Here is an 18,475-nt window from a genome sequence, read left to right on the forward strand (position 1 = left end):
CTATTTATGCTGCCAGCACCTACCACCTCCGACAACCACCCGCTTACAATAGCCTCCAGTCTTGTTTTTTGCCCCACAAACTGAAGAGGTAGGTGCAGTGGTTCCCCCAGAGCTATTTCCGCCACTTGGGGTGGTGGAAACGTAGCTGCCAAAGCTCGCTGTACCGTTTCCAGTGATGGTATTATAGGAAAGATCAGCGCGGTTATAACCGAGATTTCCGTACACGGCCTCTTCATCTTTCAAAATATAAGCTTGGATAGTCTGATAACTTGAAATGATTGATGAAACGCTTAACTTCAGATCAAAGGAAATTTTTTTATCAATTTTAAAAGTCCATTTACCCATGTTACCTGTTACCGATTTAGTCTGATTAGCTGCATCGGTATAGGAGATATTGCAATAATCACAGGTAACTTCATAAGAATAAACTATCGGAGTTTGCTGCGGCTCTTTTATCATTTCCACGGCTGCTTTCTTGCAGGAGCTGGTCATCATAACGAATAAAATAACTAGCGCGGTAGACATTACTGATTTTGTAAAAATTGTTCTCATATCTATTATTTTAATTAACATGAGCGAAGGTATGAGTAATCAAAAAAACATTTTTACGGGTTTCCGTAAGTGGTAGAACATCTAAAATAAAAACCTAATTAAGGCATTTCTATGCGCTATAATAAAGCTTCTATCTAGGTAGCTATTAAACGTTCAATAGAGGAGCAACCAGATGCTCTGTATGACAAAATAGTATTATCAAAAAAGTCTATGAAACTTGCTAGTTGACAATTAAATCAACTTTAATATTGATTCATTGAGCCAATCTATGCTTGACATGTTTTTTTCTGAGCAACTTTTTTATCAGGAAAAATACAATCAGTAAAATTATAACCAGCGATATACCCCATCCCACAATTTGCAAGACAAAACGGTGGTAAGATAGGTGGTTACTAATAATATAATTAGAAAGCGGTTTTAGTTTCTTTTTGCTATCCACAGGATGCACTCCGCTATCGGTAAAAAATTCATATTCTCCATTCCTTTTCGCATACCAAACTTTTCCAACCGCATTTTTGCTTAGCGTATCGGACCACCCAATTTTTTTAAAATTTTTATAAAGGCTTTTTTGCAAAGGAATTATGCCAGTTTGGGTATTACTCTTTTCACATTCCACCGAAACATATTTATCACCATCCCAGTACATGCACTTCTCAGTCGGAAGCGTATCACTTTCAAACCATCCGCTCTGTTGAAGAATGATAGCAATACTGAAAATTAAAAATCCAGCAATACTGTATACTGCAAATTTCCTATAGGAATTTCTTTTTTCTTCAAATGACTGCGTTTCCTCAACATCTTCCTCTTGAGTTTCATCCTGAGAAGTAGTCAGGTTCTCATTGTCATTATCTTCAGTTGGTTCGGGATGCTGAAGAAGCTTCTCAAGGTCATCATAGTGACAATCTTCATCCGCTTCCGCTATCTCACCTTTTCCCTCTTCCATATCAAAATTTTCATTGGTATCTGAAGAATTTTCATCCTCAGAAGTTCCTAAATACGAATTCAAGCCAGCACCATATTTTTTCACCTTCCAATCTTGATAGGAATGAAATTCTATTAGCCAGGCTAAAAGTTTTACAGGCTCTTCGTCTCTAATGACCGTCCCTTTTGTTAGAAAGTTAACCAACGGTCTGAATTTATCAAGCTCAAATCGGTCAATGCTTTTAAACAGATCTTCATATTTTCCCAAAGGATCGAAAAAATCCTTAATTATATCTCTGTCCTCCTTGCTATTTTTTATTGCATAAATCCTTATGCATTCCTTTCTCAGTTTAAGCCTTTCCGGATTCTCCATAGCGGTGGAAAGTTGATTGGATTTCTTTTTTAAAAAGTAAAATTCCAGTAATTCTCTTTTATAATCTTCGAACATCAGCGTCAATATTTCCCCAAAAATAAGAGGGAATTTCCGGAATTTTTACGGTTTCCCGGAATTAGCAAGGAATTAGGGGAATAAAAGGAATGAATGGAATTATCTGTAAGACAAGCTCTTGACTCCTACTATGTTTGCATCGTTGAATCGGCAGACAGTTATTCATATAAACGATTGAGTGCTTCTTGCAAGTTTAAACAATAAGACAATGCCGCGGGACTGATAACCGGTTTGGGAAGCAGTTCTCTGTTTCCGCGATTGCGTCTTAATACTTCCCAAAAAATTCAGAAGGCCTTCTGACAAAAAATGTAGCAATCCCCCTGTATGGTCAGAGGGACCTACCAAGGTATGTCTTTTAATTTTTTGAAATTATGTTTATTCCATTGTTTATTGCAATTTTATTAGGTCTGGTAAGTCCATCAGATAACAACAACTGTTCAAACAGTAGCGGCACAGTAGTAACCACCCAGAATGCCAACGGCGATGACGGTGATGATGGAACGGATACTGGTGAAACGGGAGGCGGGCCGGTGAGCGGCGAGAACGGAACTATAAAGCCACCAAAACCATAATAATTTTGTTTATTGACAGAGGGCGGCCCAGGCGGCCCTCTTTTCTTCAAAAGGTTATGCCTTCGAAGACCAACAATTCAATTCCTAAAAATTTTTCTTAATTTGGCGTAAATCCCTAAATTTTGAAACTCTCCGTTTTTGCAATTATCCTACTGGCTTTATTTTCTGCTTGTTCAGATAATAAAGCAGTAAAAAAGTCTACAGAACCCAATACCTTTTATTATCAGGCCTATCATTACGATGATCATGGACTACAAGACAGTGCTTTTTTATTTTTCAGTAAGGCTAAAGATGTATTTTCCCAACGAGGGGATAGCTTGGGAATCGGCAAATGCCTTCTTAATATGGCTATAATCTCAAATTCCAGGGGTGATTACTTTGGAGCTCAAGAACTTTCACTCAGTGCGATCCCCTTTTTTAGACCACATAATTTAAAGGAACACCCTTACCTTCAATCCAACTATAACAACCTTGGGATGGTTTCCTACAATTTGCTTGATTTCCGGCAAGCAATTACTTTTTATAATATAGCAAAAAAATACACCCTGGATGCAGCCGGATTATTGATTTTAAACAACAATATTGCGAACGCCTACAGGCGTTTAGGTGAATTTGACAAAGCGATTAAAATATATTCTATTATACTTAGCCAAAAACTCTCTGAAAAGGAATGGTCAAGAACACTTTCAAACTTCGCCTATACCAAATGGCAGCAGAACCGTAAATATGATGCCTCGAATGAGCTTTTTCGCGCATTAAAAGTCAGAAAGCATATAGCTGATTTGCAGGGACAGATTTCCAGTTATACGTTCCTGACCGACTTTTATAGCTTAACTCAGCCCGGCTTAGCCAAATACTACGCAAAGGAAATGTACAATGTCGCAGAAAAAATAAATAACCCAAATGATAAGCTCGAAGCTCTTCAGAGGTTGGTCAGACTAAGTGCCGAAAACCAAAGCAAGCAATATTTTAATGTCCATCAGATTTTAAATGATAGTTTGCAGACAGCCCGGAACGCAGCAAAAAATCAATTTGCGCTGATACGTTACGAAAGTGAGAAAAGTAAGGCAGATAATTTAAGGCTTCAGCAAGAAAACACAGAGAAAACCTATCAGGTTAATAAGCAGAAGACTGTTACCTATCTTCTATCATTCCTATTTGTACTATTTACACTTATTGGTTTATACCTAAGTAAAAAACGAAAAGAAAGGCTGGAACTCACCGCGCAGAATCGAATAAAAGAGGGTCAGCTTAAAACATCAAAAAAAGTTCATGATGTAGTAGCTAATGGCTTGTATAGGGTAATGACGGAGATCGAAAATCAAAGTGGTATTGGAAAGGAAGAAATACTCGATAGACTTGACGGGATGTATCAGAAATCTAGAGATATATCATATGAAGTTGAGCTTCCGCAAGCCCAAGATTATCATAAAAAATAAATAGCCTTTTAAAGATATTTGAATCTGAACGCGTCCACATCACAATTGAGGGGAACACGCAGAATCTTTGGGAAGGGATATCTGCCTCTGTGGAACATGAGCTCGAGCATATTCTTCAGGAATTTATGGTTAATATGGATAAACATAGTCAGGCATCCCATGTATCAGTTCGCTTCAGCAGGCAAGGTGATAGATTAGCTATATCTTATCATGATGATGGAATCGGCGTATCGGATAAAATAAATTATGGCAACGGACTTAAGAATACGGGAAACCGTATAAAAAATATACAAGGTGAAATTATCTTTGGAACTAAATCTGAAAAAGGACTGGAAATCAATTTTTCCTTTCCCGTTTCTCAACAACCTTAAACAATGTTCAAAAAAGTATTAATAGCCGAGGATCACGAAAGCGCCAGCATTTCCGTTCAAAAGACATTAACAGATTTAAATATTTTTCATGATAACCGGAACTATGTGTTTTATTGTGATGATGCACTCAGCCGGATTCAAAAGGCGATAAGCGAAGGAGAGCCCTATGAACTTTTGATTACTGATTTATCTTTCGATGAGGATTCGCCGCAAGTTGTTAAAAGCGGATCAGAACTTATTAAAGCCGCCAGAAACATACAACCTGATCTTAAAGTTTTGGTTTTTTCGATCGAAAATCGCGTTTCTGTTGCTGCAGGATTAATGAGTGAGCTGGATATAGACGCTTTTGTTCCCAAAGCAAGAAACGATGCAAAAGACTTAAAGGCTGCAATTGAAAAGATGGCTGCCGACAGAAAATATCTATCGCCAAACTTAAAAAAAACCTTCTCTCCAGAGCCCGCATTTACATTCACCGATTATGACAAAACTATTATTTCTATGCTTGCAAATGGAAAACCCCAGAAAGATATTCCATTTTACCTCCAGAGAAACAGTATCAAGCCCTCTAGTTTAAGTAGCGTGGAAAAGAGATTCAACACAATCAAAACAATACTCGATATTTCTAGCAATGAGCAATTGATCGCATATTGTAAAGACAGGAAAATCATATAACGCTGCCATCGTTCGGCTAGATTAAATTTATCATTAAATTGCATTACTTTAATTGAGAGCTAATTGCTTAAGGTAGATTAGCATTTATACTGGCGGTCAAATTTCAAGTACCCAATCTTATATTTCTTCTGTTTTCTTAATAACGGTTTTAATTACCTATTAGCCTTTTCGTGATGTGATTAAAATAATTGCACATCGCATTTCCTTTTACGGAAACCCGTAAGCTATTCATTTTTCACTCCTATAAATTTGGAGCTTAAACAAATATTAAGATGGAAAGATATTTAAATCACAGCGGCAGTTCAGGAGTAGCTGCTTACCAGATTGGCGAAGACTATATCTGGGTTCAATTTACCTCAGGAAGTATTTATGAATATACCTATTCAAGTGCCGGAACAAGAAATATCGAAGAGATGAAATCTCTGGCAAATTCAGGGAGCGGGCTTAATAGTTTCATTATGAAAAACGTGAGGAATAAATATTCTAGAAAAATACAATAAATATGGAATATAAAGTCATTCCCTTTACTGCAACCCTGGACCAAAAGAAACAAACAGCAGTTGCGGTCGCAGAACAACTAGAGGAGGTCATAAATTACTACAAGTCTCAGGGCTGGATATATATTAGGTTGGAAAGCGTGTCTACGTATGTTCAGCCAGACAATGGGTGCTTCGGAATAGGCGCAAAGCCTGGTTATCTTGCACCCTACCAGATGGTAGTTTTTGGTAAAACGGAGTAATGAAGTATATTTTGTTATTTGCAATCAGATTTTACTGGATTTTGAAATCTAATAAACAGCCTGCCCGTTGTCTTTTCAGAATAAGTTGTTCCCGTTACGTCTATCAGATAACTACAGAAGATGGATTTTTTAAAGGTGTTCATGCATTGTTCAAACGTTTCAGAAATTGCAGGCATGGCTATCAGCTGATGATAAATCCCTTGAATGGGCAAAAGACTATGGTTTTGCCTGATGGCACAAACATTAGACAAAATGAAATTGCAGAAAAATTCCTCAACTGAAATGCTCCAAATAATCCCTATCGATCTATAAAGTGTTAACAATCTAATACCCTCTACGACGGCGCTTAATCATAACAAATATTCGCTCTCAGAAAATCGGGAGATTGCTTTGACTGATTAGTCATATGATATGCAATTTCCCATTTTCATTTTAGGCATGATATCGTATACCGTATTAGACCCTACATAATATGAGCTAGATTTTTTAAACTTCAGATTGACAGCCGGATAAAAGAACTGCTTTACGGTTTCCCGTAATAATGCGTGCCAGCTGAATTATATTTTTGTTCAATAATAGTCCAGATATGATAACATCTCAACACTCTTTAGAACAGGAAGTTCTTCAGGATAATAAAGAAATTTTTGCCCGGCTTGTTAAGGAGTTGGAAGGTGCAGATTTCGAACTGCTAATCGCTACGGCATGGTTTACCGATGAGGAACTTTTCGATATTGTCAAAAGTAAAGCTGCTCAGCGCGTCAGCGTTAAGCTAATAATTGCAGATAACCAGGAGAATCGTAAACTTCCTTTTGATGAATTGGTAGCACTTGGTGCATCAGTTACCAAAATTAAAGGTGCGGGCTATGGGAACATGAATCAAAAGTTTTGTGTAATTGACAAACGTATTGCCATGCATGGCTCGTATAACTGGTCCGTAAATGCAAGAAAAAATAATCATGAAAGTATTATCGTCACCAACCATAACGAAACTGTAGCAAGTTTGATTGACACTTTCAATGATATTGAAAACAAAATCACAAGTCAAGGCGAACAGCCAATAGAAGATAATATTCAAACGGATAAATCTGAAGTTTTAAAACTAGAAAAGCATACTGCGAAAGAGTATGCAGTTTCAGAATTCACCAAAGTGCTTGATTCAATGATTGCTGCAGAAATAGGGAATTTCGACCGTTCCATGCTCAGCAAACAGGGTTATGAAAGATCTAAATTCAATAACGGCGACCACCAGGTGCTGACTAAGGCACTTGATACAGTTTATTCGGTGTTTATCAATGATATTGACGTAGTCGAAGATAAAAAAAGAAGACTCCTTACAAAAATTGATGAGCAGGAAATAAAAAGCATCAATGCATTTCAGGAAAGCCTTGCACTGCAATTACAGAGTGCGGAAGTGGAATCTGAAAACGAAATATTGAATGCAAAAAATAAACTGATTAACCTAAAGTCAGATGTTGAGAAAAACTCGCAAATCATTGATGGGATAAAAAATACAAAAATCGAATTCCATCAAAATATTATTGGTGAAATTAAAGAGAAAATTCGTCATGCCAAAAGGGAGTTCATCAGTCCCAAATTTAAATGGTATGAATTTATTCCTGTACTCACCGCAAATATTTGTCTGATAATCTACCTGTTTATCTTTTATTCTTCGGCGTGTTACATTTTGTTGTTTGCCGTTGAGGATTCAAAAATTGCCATGCAGAGCGGACTCGAAAGCATACCCATGGAAATCTTCAATCCAAAAGCGATTAATCTGACGATCGAAAAAGGAGGCTCAGGGATTCTTTTTATCTTTCTCTTTGTAAGCATTCCGATATTCTGTGCGCTAATAAAACTTTTCACTAAAAATAACTGGATAGTTATTCCAATGTTTCTAGTTGGGATTCTGCTCATTGATACTGCAATTGCTTATAAAGTTTCTTCGGCAATCCATCAGATGAAATTCGACTCTGGGGACTCGAATGAGGCTTGGAGAGTGCAGATGGCTTTTAGCGACCCTAATTTCTATCTGGTGTTTTTATTGGGTGGCTTTGGCCTTCTGATGCTGAAGTTTGCTTTTGATAAATTGATGTCAATTTTCGATGAGCGCAATCCTGACATCGCCTCACTAAGGAGCAATGTTCTTGTTGACCAGATGGGTGAAGATATCGGTCTTGAAGAAGCAAAAATTGTGTTGCTCAAAGAAGAAATTCAATCTATTGAATCTGTAAATATCGGATTAGATGCCCAATGTAAGATTACGGAGGTCTACCTTTCGACCCTTCCTAATAAGTTGAATCTGATTAAGGAACTTAAGAAAACGGATTTGATTACCGGTAAACAGCATATTAGTGATATTGCCACGATATATAAAAGCCATGTTCAAAATGATAACATTCCTATTTCAATTGATTCGTTGCGAGATAGGATAAATATTTTCCTGGAGGGCTGGAATGATTTTCTTCATGAACGATATTCTATCCCGCTTGCGATGGAAAAATCGCGCGAAGCCTTCGACACCGCCGTTAGCTGGCAAACCGAAAAAATGAAAAATTCATATATAGATAAGCGCGTTCAAATATCATGAAACAATATATCCTTATTAGCCTGATGTTGCTCACATCCGCATCACTTTCTGCCCAGAAAAAAGAAATTGTCAACTATAATATAATATTTTCTCCCGATCTGTCTAACAGGCTGAATACAACTTTATATCCTAAAGTGGTTAATGATGCAGATATAGTGGAAGGTGTGCTCAAAAATATTTATCCAATACTCCGGATTAAACGTTCGCAAGATCAACTTGACCGTTACAGCGTTGATTTTGTAAACAAAGGATTAATCAGTATGTACAAGGTTAATACCGATATGCTTAATATCGATTTTCAACGTTTCGAAAGGCAAAGTGACAGAATTGCATATGTGATGGCCCGAAAAGTTCCCCGAACACTTACCGGAGATGTTTCCGGCTTTATGTCGGAATATAGAAAGTTTAGCGAAAAAGCATCCAAATCAAACAATGGTGCAGATATATGGAGCTACTTTCAGTCAGGCATTGATAACCGGATTGTTTTGCCAAGTTTGGTAAATGCTAAAGTAACTCAAAAATTTAGAAATATCATGGTGCTGCTCACCGACGGGTACATCGAAGCTGGTATTTACAATAAAGGTTATGATTTGAGTGCCAAAAAAGTTGCTGATTTCAGGAAGTCATTTTTGAAGTCAAAATCAGAAAGTATGGAGTCATTTCTTTCTAAAAATAAGGTGTTCAGAATTAATCCGGTAAAAAATGCTGAGTTGAAAAATCTGGAGGTGATCGTTTTAGAAATGTACGACCGATCCCTTTCCAAAACTGGCGCAGCAACCGCACATCCTACTGATATGGAAATCATGAAAGTAATTTGGACAGATTGGATGAGAGCTTCTGGTGTAAAAAGATTTGAACTCAGGCAGACAGCTAGTAATAGCGCAGAAGCAGTGAAGTATGTAATGGATTTTATCAGAAACTAGATGTTTTTATCAACTGAAGTACCTTAACTAACCACTCGATTAAATAGATACTATGAACTTACTTTAAGACTTGGAAAGTTTGATAACGAAATTGTGAACGTATAGAATAAATGTCTTATGCTGACGGGAATGAAAAATGAGGCACATTTGATATAATGCTAGAGAGGAGTCAATGAACTCTTTAAAGTGGGTTACGACTCATGGCTTCTTGCTCCAGTTACTGCCAAAAAAGAGTAGAATTGATAAAAGACCCTCAAAAGCATGTTCTCAGAAAATTCACCTATCCCGCATTTGTGGCCTGCAAAAACCAAACGCACCACCTTAAGCGTTTTTGCTTCTGCATTTACGGCAAAAATTCTCATCATTTTACAGCTAGCTATCTTTGGGTTTTTGGTTTGAGGTTCAGTGAGAAGGAATTGAGCTTTTTACTTGACTATAGAATGGCAATTAAGATTTTAAGACCTAAGTTTCAAAATGATGCTCTAAACCATTGAATAAATAGTGTGGCCTTCAAGCGGCTGACTGATATGTTATCTTTCGTTTTTGGCAGTACTTTGACTGATAAACTTCTGTCAGCAAATTTTTCATAGCCTTCCACCGCTAATTTTGATATAATATGGGTCCTGTTAGCGCGGAAGAACAATGCATGGTCAAGATTTTTATAAAGATTGTCCAATGCTACAAAGCACACATCACGATCGCCGTTGTGATGCTGAATGTAAGTGGTCTTAGTATCTATAAAGATGTAGGCAATGGTTTCTGTTGCAATTTTTTTTTCTCCTTTTCCATCAGGAATGTACAGATGTTCGGCAAGGTCTGTTTTTAAGTTTCGAGCATCATTCTTTATCCATCCTGGAACTTTATGGATATAGTAAAGCACGATGTGCAATAGATTGATCATTATGCATATAAGCACCAGAAGGCTAGACATATTCCTGATGTACCTTGTCGAACTAATATTGACTTTGAGAAAATAAAAGGAAGCCCAGCCGAAAAAATAACAGATTAAAACAGGGGCCATGAGCCCCAGAAGGATCTGAAAAAAGAGCCTTTTCCACAAATTTTCTTCCCACAACCACTTTGAATCCAGATAAATTGTGAAAATATTCGTAAAAGTTATCATCAAGAATACTGCTGCGAAAGTGTTTGCACAGGCAATATGGTACCAGGTCTGGCTAAAGGTATTCCAGAATCGCGAGTTCATCGTTGGCCAGTTAAGACAGATCGTTATGCACAGCGCAATCACCATCATCCAGCTAAAGCTGAAATAGTCTAGAGAATTTTTGCCATCTGATTTATCGCTATGCATAAACTGCCCTATTAGTTTCATAAAAATACAAAAAACCCTTTTTATTGGTTAGTCATTTGGGCTACTTCAACAAATTGATGAGCAGTTCACACCTTAATTATGTACAGGTGAGGGAATAACACAAATAAATGCACATTTTTTTTTGGATGGTTAACCCTAAATTTATTCAACCAATACGATAGGTCATGAACGAGAATTTTGATGAAATGCCCTCCGAATCACAAAGAAAAGAATATAAATTTCTGTGGTTGAAGCTACGAAAACCGGAAAGAAAAGAAACTTATCAAACGCTTTTTAGCTTGATTGCGGTATTGCTTGGTGGTGGGCTGGCTACATTATTTCCCCAGAAAAACTGTACCTGCGAAGATCAGGTAACGGATTTGAGATTAGAAACACTAGCCCGTGAAGGAAATAAACAAGTAATCAATTATCAGCAAGAGCGGGAAAGTGTTATTGTTTGTGCCGCTAAGAGAGAGGAGTTGCTTAAAAGACTTGAACAGCAGGAAAAGCAACGTTTAAATAAAAAGACTAAAGCCAATTGATTTTGGTGAAATAACATTAAGATATGCAGGGTAGCACCTGTGTTCAGCCGCCCTTCCCGGGCGTAAAGTAGAAAGCGCTAAGATAGCTCGCCCGGAGGTGAATTGGGTTATTGGTGCGGAAACCGGCAGGTGCTCGCAAGTGTTAAACCGGACTTTCAACAAGGGGCGCATGCGCAGCGATAAGTGCACAGATTTTTATAGTGGGCAAGTAGCAACCAGGTTGATGCAAAGGGTAAATTGTTAGTTAACGACATGAAATTATGAAGACATCAAGGATAGCGATATGGATTGAACAGATACCGAGATTCATTTTCCGGATCTGCCTTGCCGAATTGGCGATGCTATTCCTCGGTATAATCAAAATTTGTCTCGATGCGGTAGATGGAATATTAATTCCAATAACTCCAACCAATAATTACCAGGCCCAAAAGAGAGTTGTTGTTCAATTTCCACATGTTCGAAGATTTGCGCTGTTTCCGGCGAGGCCGTGAGGCCTGATTAAAGGAAAAAGGCTGTCCAAAGCTGAACAGTCCTTTTTCGGAATGCCCGCCACAAGGGCGACCATAATTAAATCATTTTAAATTTAAACAATATCGGTATGTATACCAAATCATTTAATACTAAAAAAACATGGCTTGGAGCTATGTTTTCTTTTGCACTAGTTGCAATTATGGGTTTAACTTTTGCGTTTAAACCATCAGATAGTAGTGCCAATATCAAGAAAGTACAGCCAAATCTGTACTGGTATCAGATCAGTTCTTCGGGTACATTACAGGCGCAGCTTAACAGTACCCCTCAGACAAAGGATGATTCTATGCCTGGTGGCAGCAATCCCCTAACCTCTTGTGAGGATCAGACTGCTGCTGATTGTATCAGAGGTTACGAAACTGTTCAGACGATTGATGATATCGCTCCCGCTCCAGCGGACAACGACCATCGCGTAAGGTTCAGTAATTAATGATCAAGGGGTGGTAATGGATGGTTATTCCTTCACCACCCCTTTTTCCCTTATTACCAGGACATCAATTGGCCTTTTCTGTTCAACAAGGTCGAGCCCATATTGCTTTAACTGTGCTCTGATTTTTCCCAGATTAAAACTATCAACAGCATTTCCGTTCAATTCAATGTCTATGTTTCCTGAATAACCGGTTTCGTCCACAAATGGCTTTTCTAGTCTAAGCGCTACCCAGGAACTTAAAATATTTGAAAAAGTTTTAAAAGGACGGTTAATCAGTCTCCTAACCGAATCAATTCGACTGGTCCGGATATCAGACATCCTAAAATTTGAAGGCCCGGTTTTCTTAGACTTTAGCTTATCCGTATTTCCTACCTTTACTAAAATCATACTACTGATCAATTTCTTTTCTGCTCTTGCATCAAATCCAAGATATCGCTTCAGATCGGAACGCATCATAATGAACCTTTCTTCGTCCATATTTTCCGGCAACAGCAGTGCATAGTTGTATAGATTTTTTCTCTTCCAATCGTAAGCCAGTTCTTCCTCTTTAGGTGAAATAAACCGTTGAGTATCGTTCACATCCAATACAATGTTCCATTTCTTGGAAAAATCGTATTTCCCCTGTTCCCCGAAAGCTTCCCTGTATAAATTGATGAGGTCGTAGTTATGGAATGATAACCCATTCTTTCCTATCGATCCATTTAAATTCACCCCCGGAATCGCTTTTGAAAGATAGGAATAGCTAATTACGCTAGGCTCATATTCCCTGTCAAAGAGAGATGTCAAGTATTTACGCCTTTCCCGGTAATCCTCTAAATTCATTTTGTTTCCGGCAAGGAAGCGACGAATGGATGCTGCCGTGAGTTCATTGGTCATCTGGTGAAACTTCCCTTCTCCGTCTATCCACGCATATGCAGGATTAGCGCGATTCGGGAATAATTTGTTGATCGTGACGTCACCGGTTGCAAATGGAATCTGTGGCCTGAAAAGAAATTTGCGGGTCTCAAAAAACCTTCTTGTTGAATCAAGACTTTCCTTGTTAACCAGCACAATCGTTACCTCGTCTGCGAAAAGTCGCTGCAGGGAATCTATTTTTGGAAACGACTTTAAACAGGAAATACAGCTTGGGCTCCAAAAATCGAATATGATCAACTTTCCTCTAATCTTCCCAAGGTCAAACGCTTTCTTAGGATAGTTATAAGTATTTTGAAGCACGATATCAGGAATCTGTTCGCCTTTTTTTAAAGCGGCCTGGGCCATACCTAACAGTGGAAAGAAAATCAACATTAAAATTAGGAGAATTAAATGTTGGGTTTTAGCTGTTTTAATTTGTCTAATTTTCATATCCTGTATTTTGGGTTAAAAAAATATTGGTCTGCGTTTCTGAAAAAGGAATGGGATATAATGCCATGAAAGGTTTCCAGTTTGGCTTAAGTCCAGTAAGTTTTTGGTCAACTCTGCCGCTTCTTTTCAAATCAAGCCACCGATGGCCCCACTCACAAAAAAGTTCATTCTGACGTTCATGAAATATTGCCTCAGTCAGCTCCGCTTTAGTCAGTATAGTAGAAAGGTTGGGGAGTGGATTTGTTATGGCAGGTGTTGCAGCTACCCTAGCTCTGGTTCGAACCACATTCAGATCCGAGACCGCTCCACCGAGGTTGTCCTGAGCTATCCGCGCTTCCGCTCTAATCAGGTACTGCTCAGCCAGGCGCAGGACGATAAGACTTTCACTTACCGTGGAGTTGGCCCTGACCTTATATTTGTAAGGATAGCTATAACTTATACCATTGACAATATTACTGGACAACCACCTGCTTTTTCGAAGATCTCCTGGCTCAAATTCATTTAGCAGGTTATCCATGATCACAAGAAGAGGAACAATAGTACCAGAAGACGGGAGGAAAACGGCTGCTTCCGCGGTATTAGCCGTTTCCCTTACCAATTGCCAGATGGTTTCATTTGAGGTGTTCAGAAAGGTTTTGTTTAGATCCGGCTCCATGTTATATAAACCGGAGGATATTACTGAAGATGCTTCAGCCTCTGCCTCAGCCCATCGCTGGCTGTAAAGATAAACCCTGGCCAAAAGTGCTCTGGCCGCGAATAGATTGGGCCTTGCTTTTGCGCTACTCGGGTAATTTGCAGTCAGGAGAACTTTAGCTTCCTCAAGGTCTTTAATAATCTGGGCGTAAACAATGTTCGATGACGTTCGTGGCATTACCGCGTTCTGCTCAAAGTCGCTTGTGAGCGTAAGTGGAATATCACCAAAAAGATTAACCAGATAAAATAAATAAAATGCCCGAATGGTAAGGGTTTCACCGGTTAACTGTTTTTTTGTTGCGGTACTTAATGAGTTTGAGGCGGCCAGCCCTTCCAGAATGGCATTTGCGTGGTAAATGTTGCGGTATGCCGTGCTCCAGAAGTTATTGCTGATTATCCCGTTTGAAGAAAGCAGCATATTGGCCGAAAATGGATCATAACTGCTGCTTGGCGCAGGATTGAACAGTTCATCCGCCGACAAGCCGGAGTATACGCTCAGCCCGCCATTACTCATGCTCAGGTTTAACGTCACCATCTTGCTATAGAGCCCCATCACCGCTGATGTTGCGGTCTCATTTCCAGAAAATACATCTTCGCTGAGGATCAGGTTTCCTGTCTTTGGCACCTCAATTAGTTTTTCACATGCACTCCATAAAAAAGCAGTTAATAGCAGGCTCCCAAGAAGCAAGAGCTTAAGATGAGGAATAGGCCCTGGGTGTGTTTTAATTACTGTTGTTTTCATAATTATAGTATTAATTGTAAACCAGCGGTTATTGTCCTTAAGGGTGGCAACACAAACAGATTCTGGCTTTCTGGGTCTGCTCCTTTATATCCTGTTATGGTTAGTAAATTTTGACCATGAACGTATATACTCAGCTGTTGCAGTTTGAGCTTTTTCACCCATCGCTCCGCAAAGGCATAGGTCAGGGATACATTTTTGAGCCTGATAAAAGATGCGTCACTAAATACTGCACTTGAAGCCGGTAAATAACTTCCCGCCGGCGCATAAGCAGCGCTGCTGCCAGAGGCTACGAAACGCTGAATATCTGCAAGGTTTCCAACAGCTTGCCACCGATCCAGTACAATAGTGGGCTGGTTGAAATAAAAGTAACCCGGGATGAAGGTCGATTGGGTATATAAGTAGTTATATCCGGTCTGCTTTTTGAATTCCAGGAAAATGTCCAGCTTGATGTTTTTATAGGAAAAACTGTTCTGAAGGCCTCCATAGAAATCAGGCTGAGTATTTCTTATCAGGATTCTATCAGAAGCGTCATATAAGCCATCTCCGTTTACATCACGAAAGGAGTAGATTCCTGTTGATGGATCTACCCCAAGGTATTCGAGCACTCTTTTTGTCGAAAGCGGTTCGCCGATGATATAGGTATTGGCATAGCTGGAGCGATCAAGGCCACTGAATTTCACAAGCTTGTTTTTTGGAATGCTCAGGTTTGCATTAGATGTCCATTTAAAAGCGCCACTCAGAAAGTTGGTACTTTCAAGACTGATTTCCAGTCCTGAATTCTGCACCACAGCATCGAAGTTTCTAAGAATCGAGGTAAAGCCTGTTTGTATGGGCAGCTGATAATTGATCAGCTGGTTTCCGCTACGGTTTACAAAGTATGCCGCACTAAGCATGATCCGGTTTTTCAGCACCCCTAGCTCCAGTGCCACTTCAGCTTTATGGTTTGTCTCCCAGGAAAAATCCGCATTATACAGGCTTGAAGGCTGGAGCCCGGCATTTCCCTGATAAGGCAGGCTGGAATTCGTCCAGGTATCCAGGAACTTATAGTTACCAATCTGGTCATTGCCTGTTGTGCCGTAGCTGGCCCTTATCTTTCCGAAACTAAGCCAGGAAAGTTTTTCCCTAATATAATCCTCTCCTGTAAATATCCATGCCGTTCCAAGGGCGCCAAAGTTTGCAAAACGCTTTCCCGGTCCGAACCTGCTCGATCCATCACGTCTTCCCGTCAGGTTGATGAGGTATTTATCCGCAAAATTATAATTGATTCTTCCATAAATGGCCGTATAGCGGTAAGCGTAATCACTATTGCTTGTGGTTACATTCCCTGCTGCGGCTATTGAGGAAAGCAGGATATCATTCCTGTAATTCTGTGCGGAAACGCTCAACGTATTGCTGCTTGTATTCTGTAAGGTCCCGCCGGCAAGTATGTTCAATTTGCCCTTACCTGAGGTATTGGTATATTCGAGCTGCGGCTCGACAATCCAGCTGCTTAAAAATGACCGGCCAAAGTTGGAATAGGGAAGTGTTCCTGAGTTAGGATTTATGGAACTCGAGGGATTAAGCGCCTGGTCATTACCAGATAAGCTATTGTACCCCAGGCTTACCTTTCCTTTTAGTCCGGCTAAGATTTCGTAGGCCATATTAACGCTTGTTGTCAGGTTACTGAACTTTCCGGTGTATTGTCTGTTGGCTGCGGCCAAAGGGTTGGTAATTGCCCCGCCAAAAAAAGTGCCGCCCTCTTGCCAGTTCAGGTTGCCTGCATCATCGTATAATCGAATATTTGGTGGCATATTGATATAGGCCGTAAGATCGCCCGAACCCATCTTATTGCGGTCATATAAAAGCCCGCCACTAAAATCAAGACTAAAGCGTTCGTCCGTTGAGCGGTGATTCAGGCTAATCCGGCCTGATAGTTTATCGTCACGCTGTTCACCAGGAAATACAGAAGTCTCTCCATGATAGCCTCCGGAAATCAGGAACCTGGTTTTCTCAGTCCCACCGCTTATCGATGACTGTACGTCGGTGGTTTTTGCATTTCCTCCAATCAGAAGATCCTTAAAATTGGTATATCTGGTCTGGTCCCATAACAGGAGATCGGGGGCGTTTGCATTTGTCAAAGTAAGCCCGTCATTTTTAAAAGCCTCCCTTCGCATCTTAAGGTAATCTTCTGTTGCCAACATATCCATTGTTCTGGTGATGTGGCTATATCCGTTGTAGATATTCAGGTTTAATCTGCTCTTACCTGCTACACCTTTTTTTGTCGTGATCAGAATTACACCATTCGCTCCGCGGCTACCATATATTGATGTCGCATCAGCATCCTTTAAGATTTCAACACTTTCAATTTCCGAAGGGTTGATGGTACTGAATGGACTCACCCCGCTACTTCCTGTTGCATTGGTAACAGTGTTGATGGCATTGTTTCCTGGGGAAAAGGGAATTCCGTCGATAATAAATAACGGTTCAGAGCCTTGCATCAGCGATCCCTGGCCTCTGATTTGTACCTTCAGCCCAGCGCCATTGATGCCGCTATTTTGTGTGATGGCAAGTCCTGGTATCCTGCCTTGCAATGCACTTAGCGGATTTGACACAGGTTGAAGCGCGATTTCTGAAGCACTTACCTTTCCGATAGCGCCGGTGTTCAGCTTTTTAGTCGTTGTGCCATAGGCGATCACCACTACATCATCAAGAGATCCTGCTGACTCATTCAAGATGATCTCAAGTGTTAATTTAGGTCCAAAGGGGATATTCGCAGTCTGGTAACCGACACTGCTTATCGTAAGGATTCCATTAAGTTTGTCAACCGTGAGGCTGAACTTCCCTTCTTTATCTGTGAAAGTTATCCTTTCTTTTTCAGAGGTTTTTATCGTTACGCCAGGAATAGGCTTCCCGGCTTTATCCCTCACTGTGCCGGAGAGTTTTATCGAAACAGTCTGCGCAGCTGCCCAAAAATTTAGGCATAGCAAAGCCATTACGATGAATTTTATCGTTTTTTTCATGAAGTCCGTTAGTTGGTTGGGAAAAAGGCTTAGAAAAAACCAAGGCAGGTTATCATTAAAGAACCTATTTCTATTTAACCATTCAGGTTACCTGCCTTTGGTTTTGATAGATTATACGGGGTTCTTAGGCTTTAAAGCATAAAGCCTATCGAAAGGATAGTGGTTGCTCAGGCTCATTTGTAATTTACATTTATAGGATTTAAAAAATTAGGCAAAAACCAGCCCTTCCGCATAAAAACATGCGGGTACGGGAAATCGTATTGCTTATTAAAAAAAGATGCCTACCTTGGGAATGCGAATAACTATAGTAATGCACCCTTGCCTAACAGCAATAAAGGGCTGGCACCAAGGTAAATTAACCCGCCAGGAATCAGTGCGCTCTCTCACACCAACCCCTACTTTTTAATGGGCTATTTTATACCTGGAATTCCGGCACGCGCATTACGATGGAGAACAGATAACGTTCTTTAACAAGAGTTTAAGGGAAAACTTGAGTATCACTTCCTGGAAGTGGTACGATTTGATGGCGCTTAATTTTTTCGTTTTCATAAACGGTTAATTTTATGTAAAACGATGCAGGCTCAATAAAAGCAAATGGGAAACCATATTGGAAAGAAACCAATAGGGCGAACTCCAAGGCTTTTGAGTGAGGTACCGTCAAGAA

17 protein-coding genes are annotated in these 18,475 nt (G+C 39.7%); 10 read left to right on the forward strand and 7 right to left on the reverse strand.

The genetic code is table 11. The features are described from left to right. A complete protein-coding gene (locus tag ON09_RS01195) occupies positions 1 to 552 on the reverse strand; it encodes a hypothetical protein (RefSeq protein WP_010599240.1) in 552 nt (183 codons plus the stop codon). Between the two features lie 253 nt (positions 553 to 805). Next, a complete protein-coding gene (locus tag ON09_RS01200; protein WP_010599241.1) occupies positions 806 to 1,921 on the reverse strand; it encodes a hypothetical protein in 1,116 nt (371 codons plus the stop codon). Positions 1,922 to 2,292: 371 nt separating this feature from the next. On the opposite strand from ON09_RS01200, the gene ON09_RS01205 reads away from it, so the two are divergent. The 8 genes from ON09_RS01205 (at position 2,293) to ON09_RS01240 (ending at position 9,224) form a co-directional block, all read left to right on the forward strand. Then, the gene (locus tag ON09_RS01205) at positions 2,293 to 2,493 is read left to right on the forward strand and encodes a hypothetical protein (RefSeq protein WP_010599242.1); all 201 of its coding nucleotides are present in this window, start codon (positions 2,293 to 2,295) and stop codon (positions 2,491 to 2,493) included. 122 nt (positions 2,494 to 2,615) lie between these two features. Beyond that, the gene (locus ON09_RS01210; protein WP_051010146.1) at positions 2,616 to 3,932 is read left to right on the forward strand and encodes a tetratricopeptide repeat protein; all 1,317 of its coding nucleotides are present in this window, start codon (positions 2,616 to 2,618) and stop codon (positions 3,930 to 3,932) included. A gap of 89 nt (positions 3,933 to 4,021) precedes the next feature. Continuing rightward, the gene (locus tag ON09_RS23975) at positions 4,022 to 4,303 is read left to right on the forward strand and encodes a sensor histidine kinase (RefSeq protein ID WP_051010147.1); all 282 of its coding nucleotides are present in this window, start codon (positions 4,022 to 4,024) and stop codon (positions 4,301 to 4,303) included. Positions 4,304 to 4,306: 3 nt separating this feature from the next. Further along, positions 4,307 to 4,975 (forward strand): response regulator, encoded by a 669-nt coding sequence (locus ON09_RS01215; RefSeq protein WP_010599243.1) that lies wholly within the window; start codon positions 4,307 to 4,309, stop codon positions 4,973 to 4,975. Between the two features lie 272 nt (positions 4,976 to 5,247). Beyond that, positions 5,248 to 5,475, forward strand: a complete 228-nt coding sequence (locus ON09_RS01220) for a hypothetical protein (RefSeq protein WP_010599244.1) — start codon at positions 5,248 to 5,250, stop codon at positions 5,473 to 5,475. A 238-nt stretch (positions 5,476 to 5,713) separates the two neighbouring features. Continuing rightward, complete coding sequence (gene yidD / locus ON09_RS26725; protein ID WP_010599246.1) at positions 5,714 to 5,995, forward strand: membrane protein insertion efficiency factor YidD; 282 nt, start codon at positions 5,714 to 5,716, stop codon at positions 5,993 to 5,995. A 305-nt stretch (positions 5,996 to 6,300) separates the two neighbouring features. Beyond that, entirely contained in the window at positions 6,301 to 8,301 is a 2,001-nt protein-coding gene (locus ON09_RS01235) for a phospholipase D-like domain-containing protein (RefSeq protein ID WP_010599247.1), read from the forward strand. Further along, complete coding sequence (locus tag ON09_RS01240; RefSeq protein ID WP_010599248.1) at positions 8,298 to 9,224, forward strand: hypothetical protein; 927 nt, start codon at positions 8,298 to 8,300, stop codon at positions 9,222 to 9,224. Before ON09_RS01235 ends, ON09_RS01240 begins: the two co-directional genes overlap by 4 nt. A 191-nt stretch (positions 9,225 to 9,415) precedes the next feature. Here ON09_RS01240 and ON09_RS25045 read toward each other — a convergent pair whose 3' ends face one another. Together ON09_RS25045 and ON09_RS01245 are read right to left on the reverse strand one after the other, a co-directional pair. After that, complete coding sequence (locus ON09_RS25045; protein ID WP_157258795.1) at positions 9,416 to 9,589, reverse strand: hypothetical protein; 174 nt, start codon at positions 9,587 to 9,589, stop codon at positions 9,416 to 9,418. Positions 9,590 to 9,693: 104 nt separating this feature from the next. Next, positions 9,694 to 10,533 (reverse strand): LytTR family DNA-binding domain-containing protein, encoded by an 840-nt coding sequence (locus ON09_RS01245; RefSeq protein ID WP_157258796.1) that lies wholly within the window; start codon positions 10,531 to 10,533, stop codon positions 9,694 to 9,696. Positions 10,534 to 10,718: 185 nt separating this feature from the next. On the opposite strand from ON09_RS01245, the gene ON09_RS01250 reads away from it, so the two are divergent. Both ON09_RS01250 and ON09_RS01260 read left to right on the forward strand, forming a co-directional pair. After that, positions 10,719 to 11,075, forward strand: coding sequence for a hypothetical protein (locus ON09_RS01250; RefSeq protein WP_010599250.1), 357 nt, complete (start codon positions 10,719 to 10,721; stop codon positions 11,073 to 11,075). 598 nt (positions 11,076 to 11,673) lie between these two features. Then, complete coding sequence (locus tag ON09_RS01260) at positions 11,674 to 12,033, forward strand: hypothetical protein (RefSeq protein WP_010599252.1); 360 nt, start codon at positions 11,674 to 11,676, stop codon at positions 12,031 to 12,033. A gap of 24 nt (positions 12,034 to 12,057) precedes the next feature. On the opposite strand, the gene ON09_RS01265 is transcribed toward ON09_RS01260, so the two are convergent. From ON09_RS01265 to ON09_RS01275, 3 genes are read right to left on the reverse strand one after another with little or no spacing between them, the layout of a single operon-like run. After that, on the reverse strand, positions 12,058 to 13,377 hold the full coding sequence (locus ON09_RS01265) for a DUF3738 domain-containing protein (RefSeq protein ID WP_010599253.1): 1,320 nt from the start codon (positions 13,375 to 13,377) through the stop codon (positions 12,058 to 12,060). Next, on the reverse strand, positions 13,367 to 14,812 hold the full coding sequence (locus tag ON09_RS01270) for a RagB/SusD family nutrient uptake outer membrane protein (RefSeq protein ID WP_010599254.1): 1,446 nt from the start codon (positions 14,810 to 14,812) through the stop codon (positions 13,367 to 13,369). Before ON09_RS01270 ends, ON09_RS01265 begins: the two co-directional genes overlap by 11 nt. Before the next feature lie 2 nt (positions 14,813 to 14,814). Then, positions 14,815 to 17,811, reverse strand: coding sequence for a SusC/RagA family TonB-linked outer membrane protein (locus ON09_RS01275; protein WP_010599255.1), 2,997 nt, complete (start codon positions 17,809 to 17,811; stop codon positions 14,815 to 14,817). Positions 17,812 to 18,475 lie beyond the last annotated feature (664 nt).

Origin of the sequence: Pedobacter agri PB92 (assembly GCF_000258495.1) — a bacterium.
GTDB lineage: Bacteria > Bacteroidota > Bacteroidia > Sphingobacteriales > Sphingobacteriaceae > Pedobacter > Pedobacter agri.

Bases quoted from the DNA above. Each gene is read 5' to 3' on its own strand.
- ON09_RS01220 (WP_010599244.1), top strand. From the start codon at position 5,248: ATGGAAAGATATTTAAATCACAGCGGCAGTTCAGGAGTAGCTGCTTAC.
- ON09_RS01245 (WP_157258796.1), bottom strand. From the start codon at position 10,533: ATGCATAGCGATAAATCAGATGGCAAAAATTCTCTAGACTATTTCAGC.
- ON09_RS01240 (WP_010599248.1), top strand. From the start codon at position 8,298: ATGAAACAATATATCCTTATTAGCCTGATGTTGCTCACATCCGCATCA.
- ON09_RS01260 (WP_010599252.1), top strand. From the start codon at position 11,674: ATGTATACCAAATCATTTAATACTAAAAAAACATGGCTTGGAGCTATG.
- ON09_RS01215 (WP_010599243.1), top strand. From the start codon at position 4,307: ATGTTCAAAAAAGTATTAATAGCCGAGGATCACGAAAGCGCCAGCATT.
- ON09_RS01265 (WP_010599253.1), bottom strand. From the start codon at position 13,377: ATGAAAATTAGACAAATTAAAACAGCTAAAACCCAACATTTAATTCTC.
- ON09_RS01275 (WP_010599255.1), bottom strand. From the start codon at position 17,811: ATGAAAAAAACGATAAAATTCATCGTAATGGCTTTGCTATGCCTAAAT.
- ON09_RS01195 (WP_010599240.1), bottom strand. From the start codon at position 552: ATGAGAACAATTTTTACAAAATCAGTAATGTCTACCGCGCTAGTTATT.
- ON09_RS01270 (WP_010599254.1), bottom strand. From the start codon at position 14,812: ATGAAAACAACAGTAATTAAAACACACCCAGGGCCTATTCCTCATCTT.
- ON09_RS01235 (WP_010599247.1), top strand. From the start codon at position 6,301: ATGATAACATCTCAACACTCTTTAGAACAGGAAGTTCTTCAGGATAAT.
- ON09_RS01250 (WP_010599250.1), top strand. From the start codon at position 10,719: ATGAACGAGAATTTTGATGAAATGCCCTCCGAATCACAAAGAAAAGAA.
- ON09_RS01200 (WP_010599241.1), bottom strand. From the start codon at position 1,921: ATGTTCGAAGATTATAAAAGAGAATTACTGGAATTTTACTTTTTAAAA.
- yidD (WP_010599246.1), top strand. From the start codon at position 5,714: ATGAAGTATATTTTGTTATTTGCAATCAGATTTTACTGGATTTTGAAA.
- ON09_RS01205 (WP_010599242.1), top strand. From the start codon at position 2,293: ATGTTTATTCCATTGTTTATTGCAATTTTATTAGGTCTGGTAAGTCCA.
- ON09_RS25045 (WP_157258795.1), bottom strand. From the start codon at position 9,589: ATGATGAGAATTTTTGCCGTAAATGCAGAAGCAAAAACGCTTAAGGTG.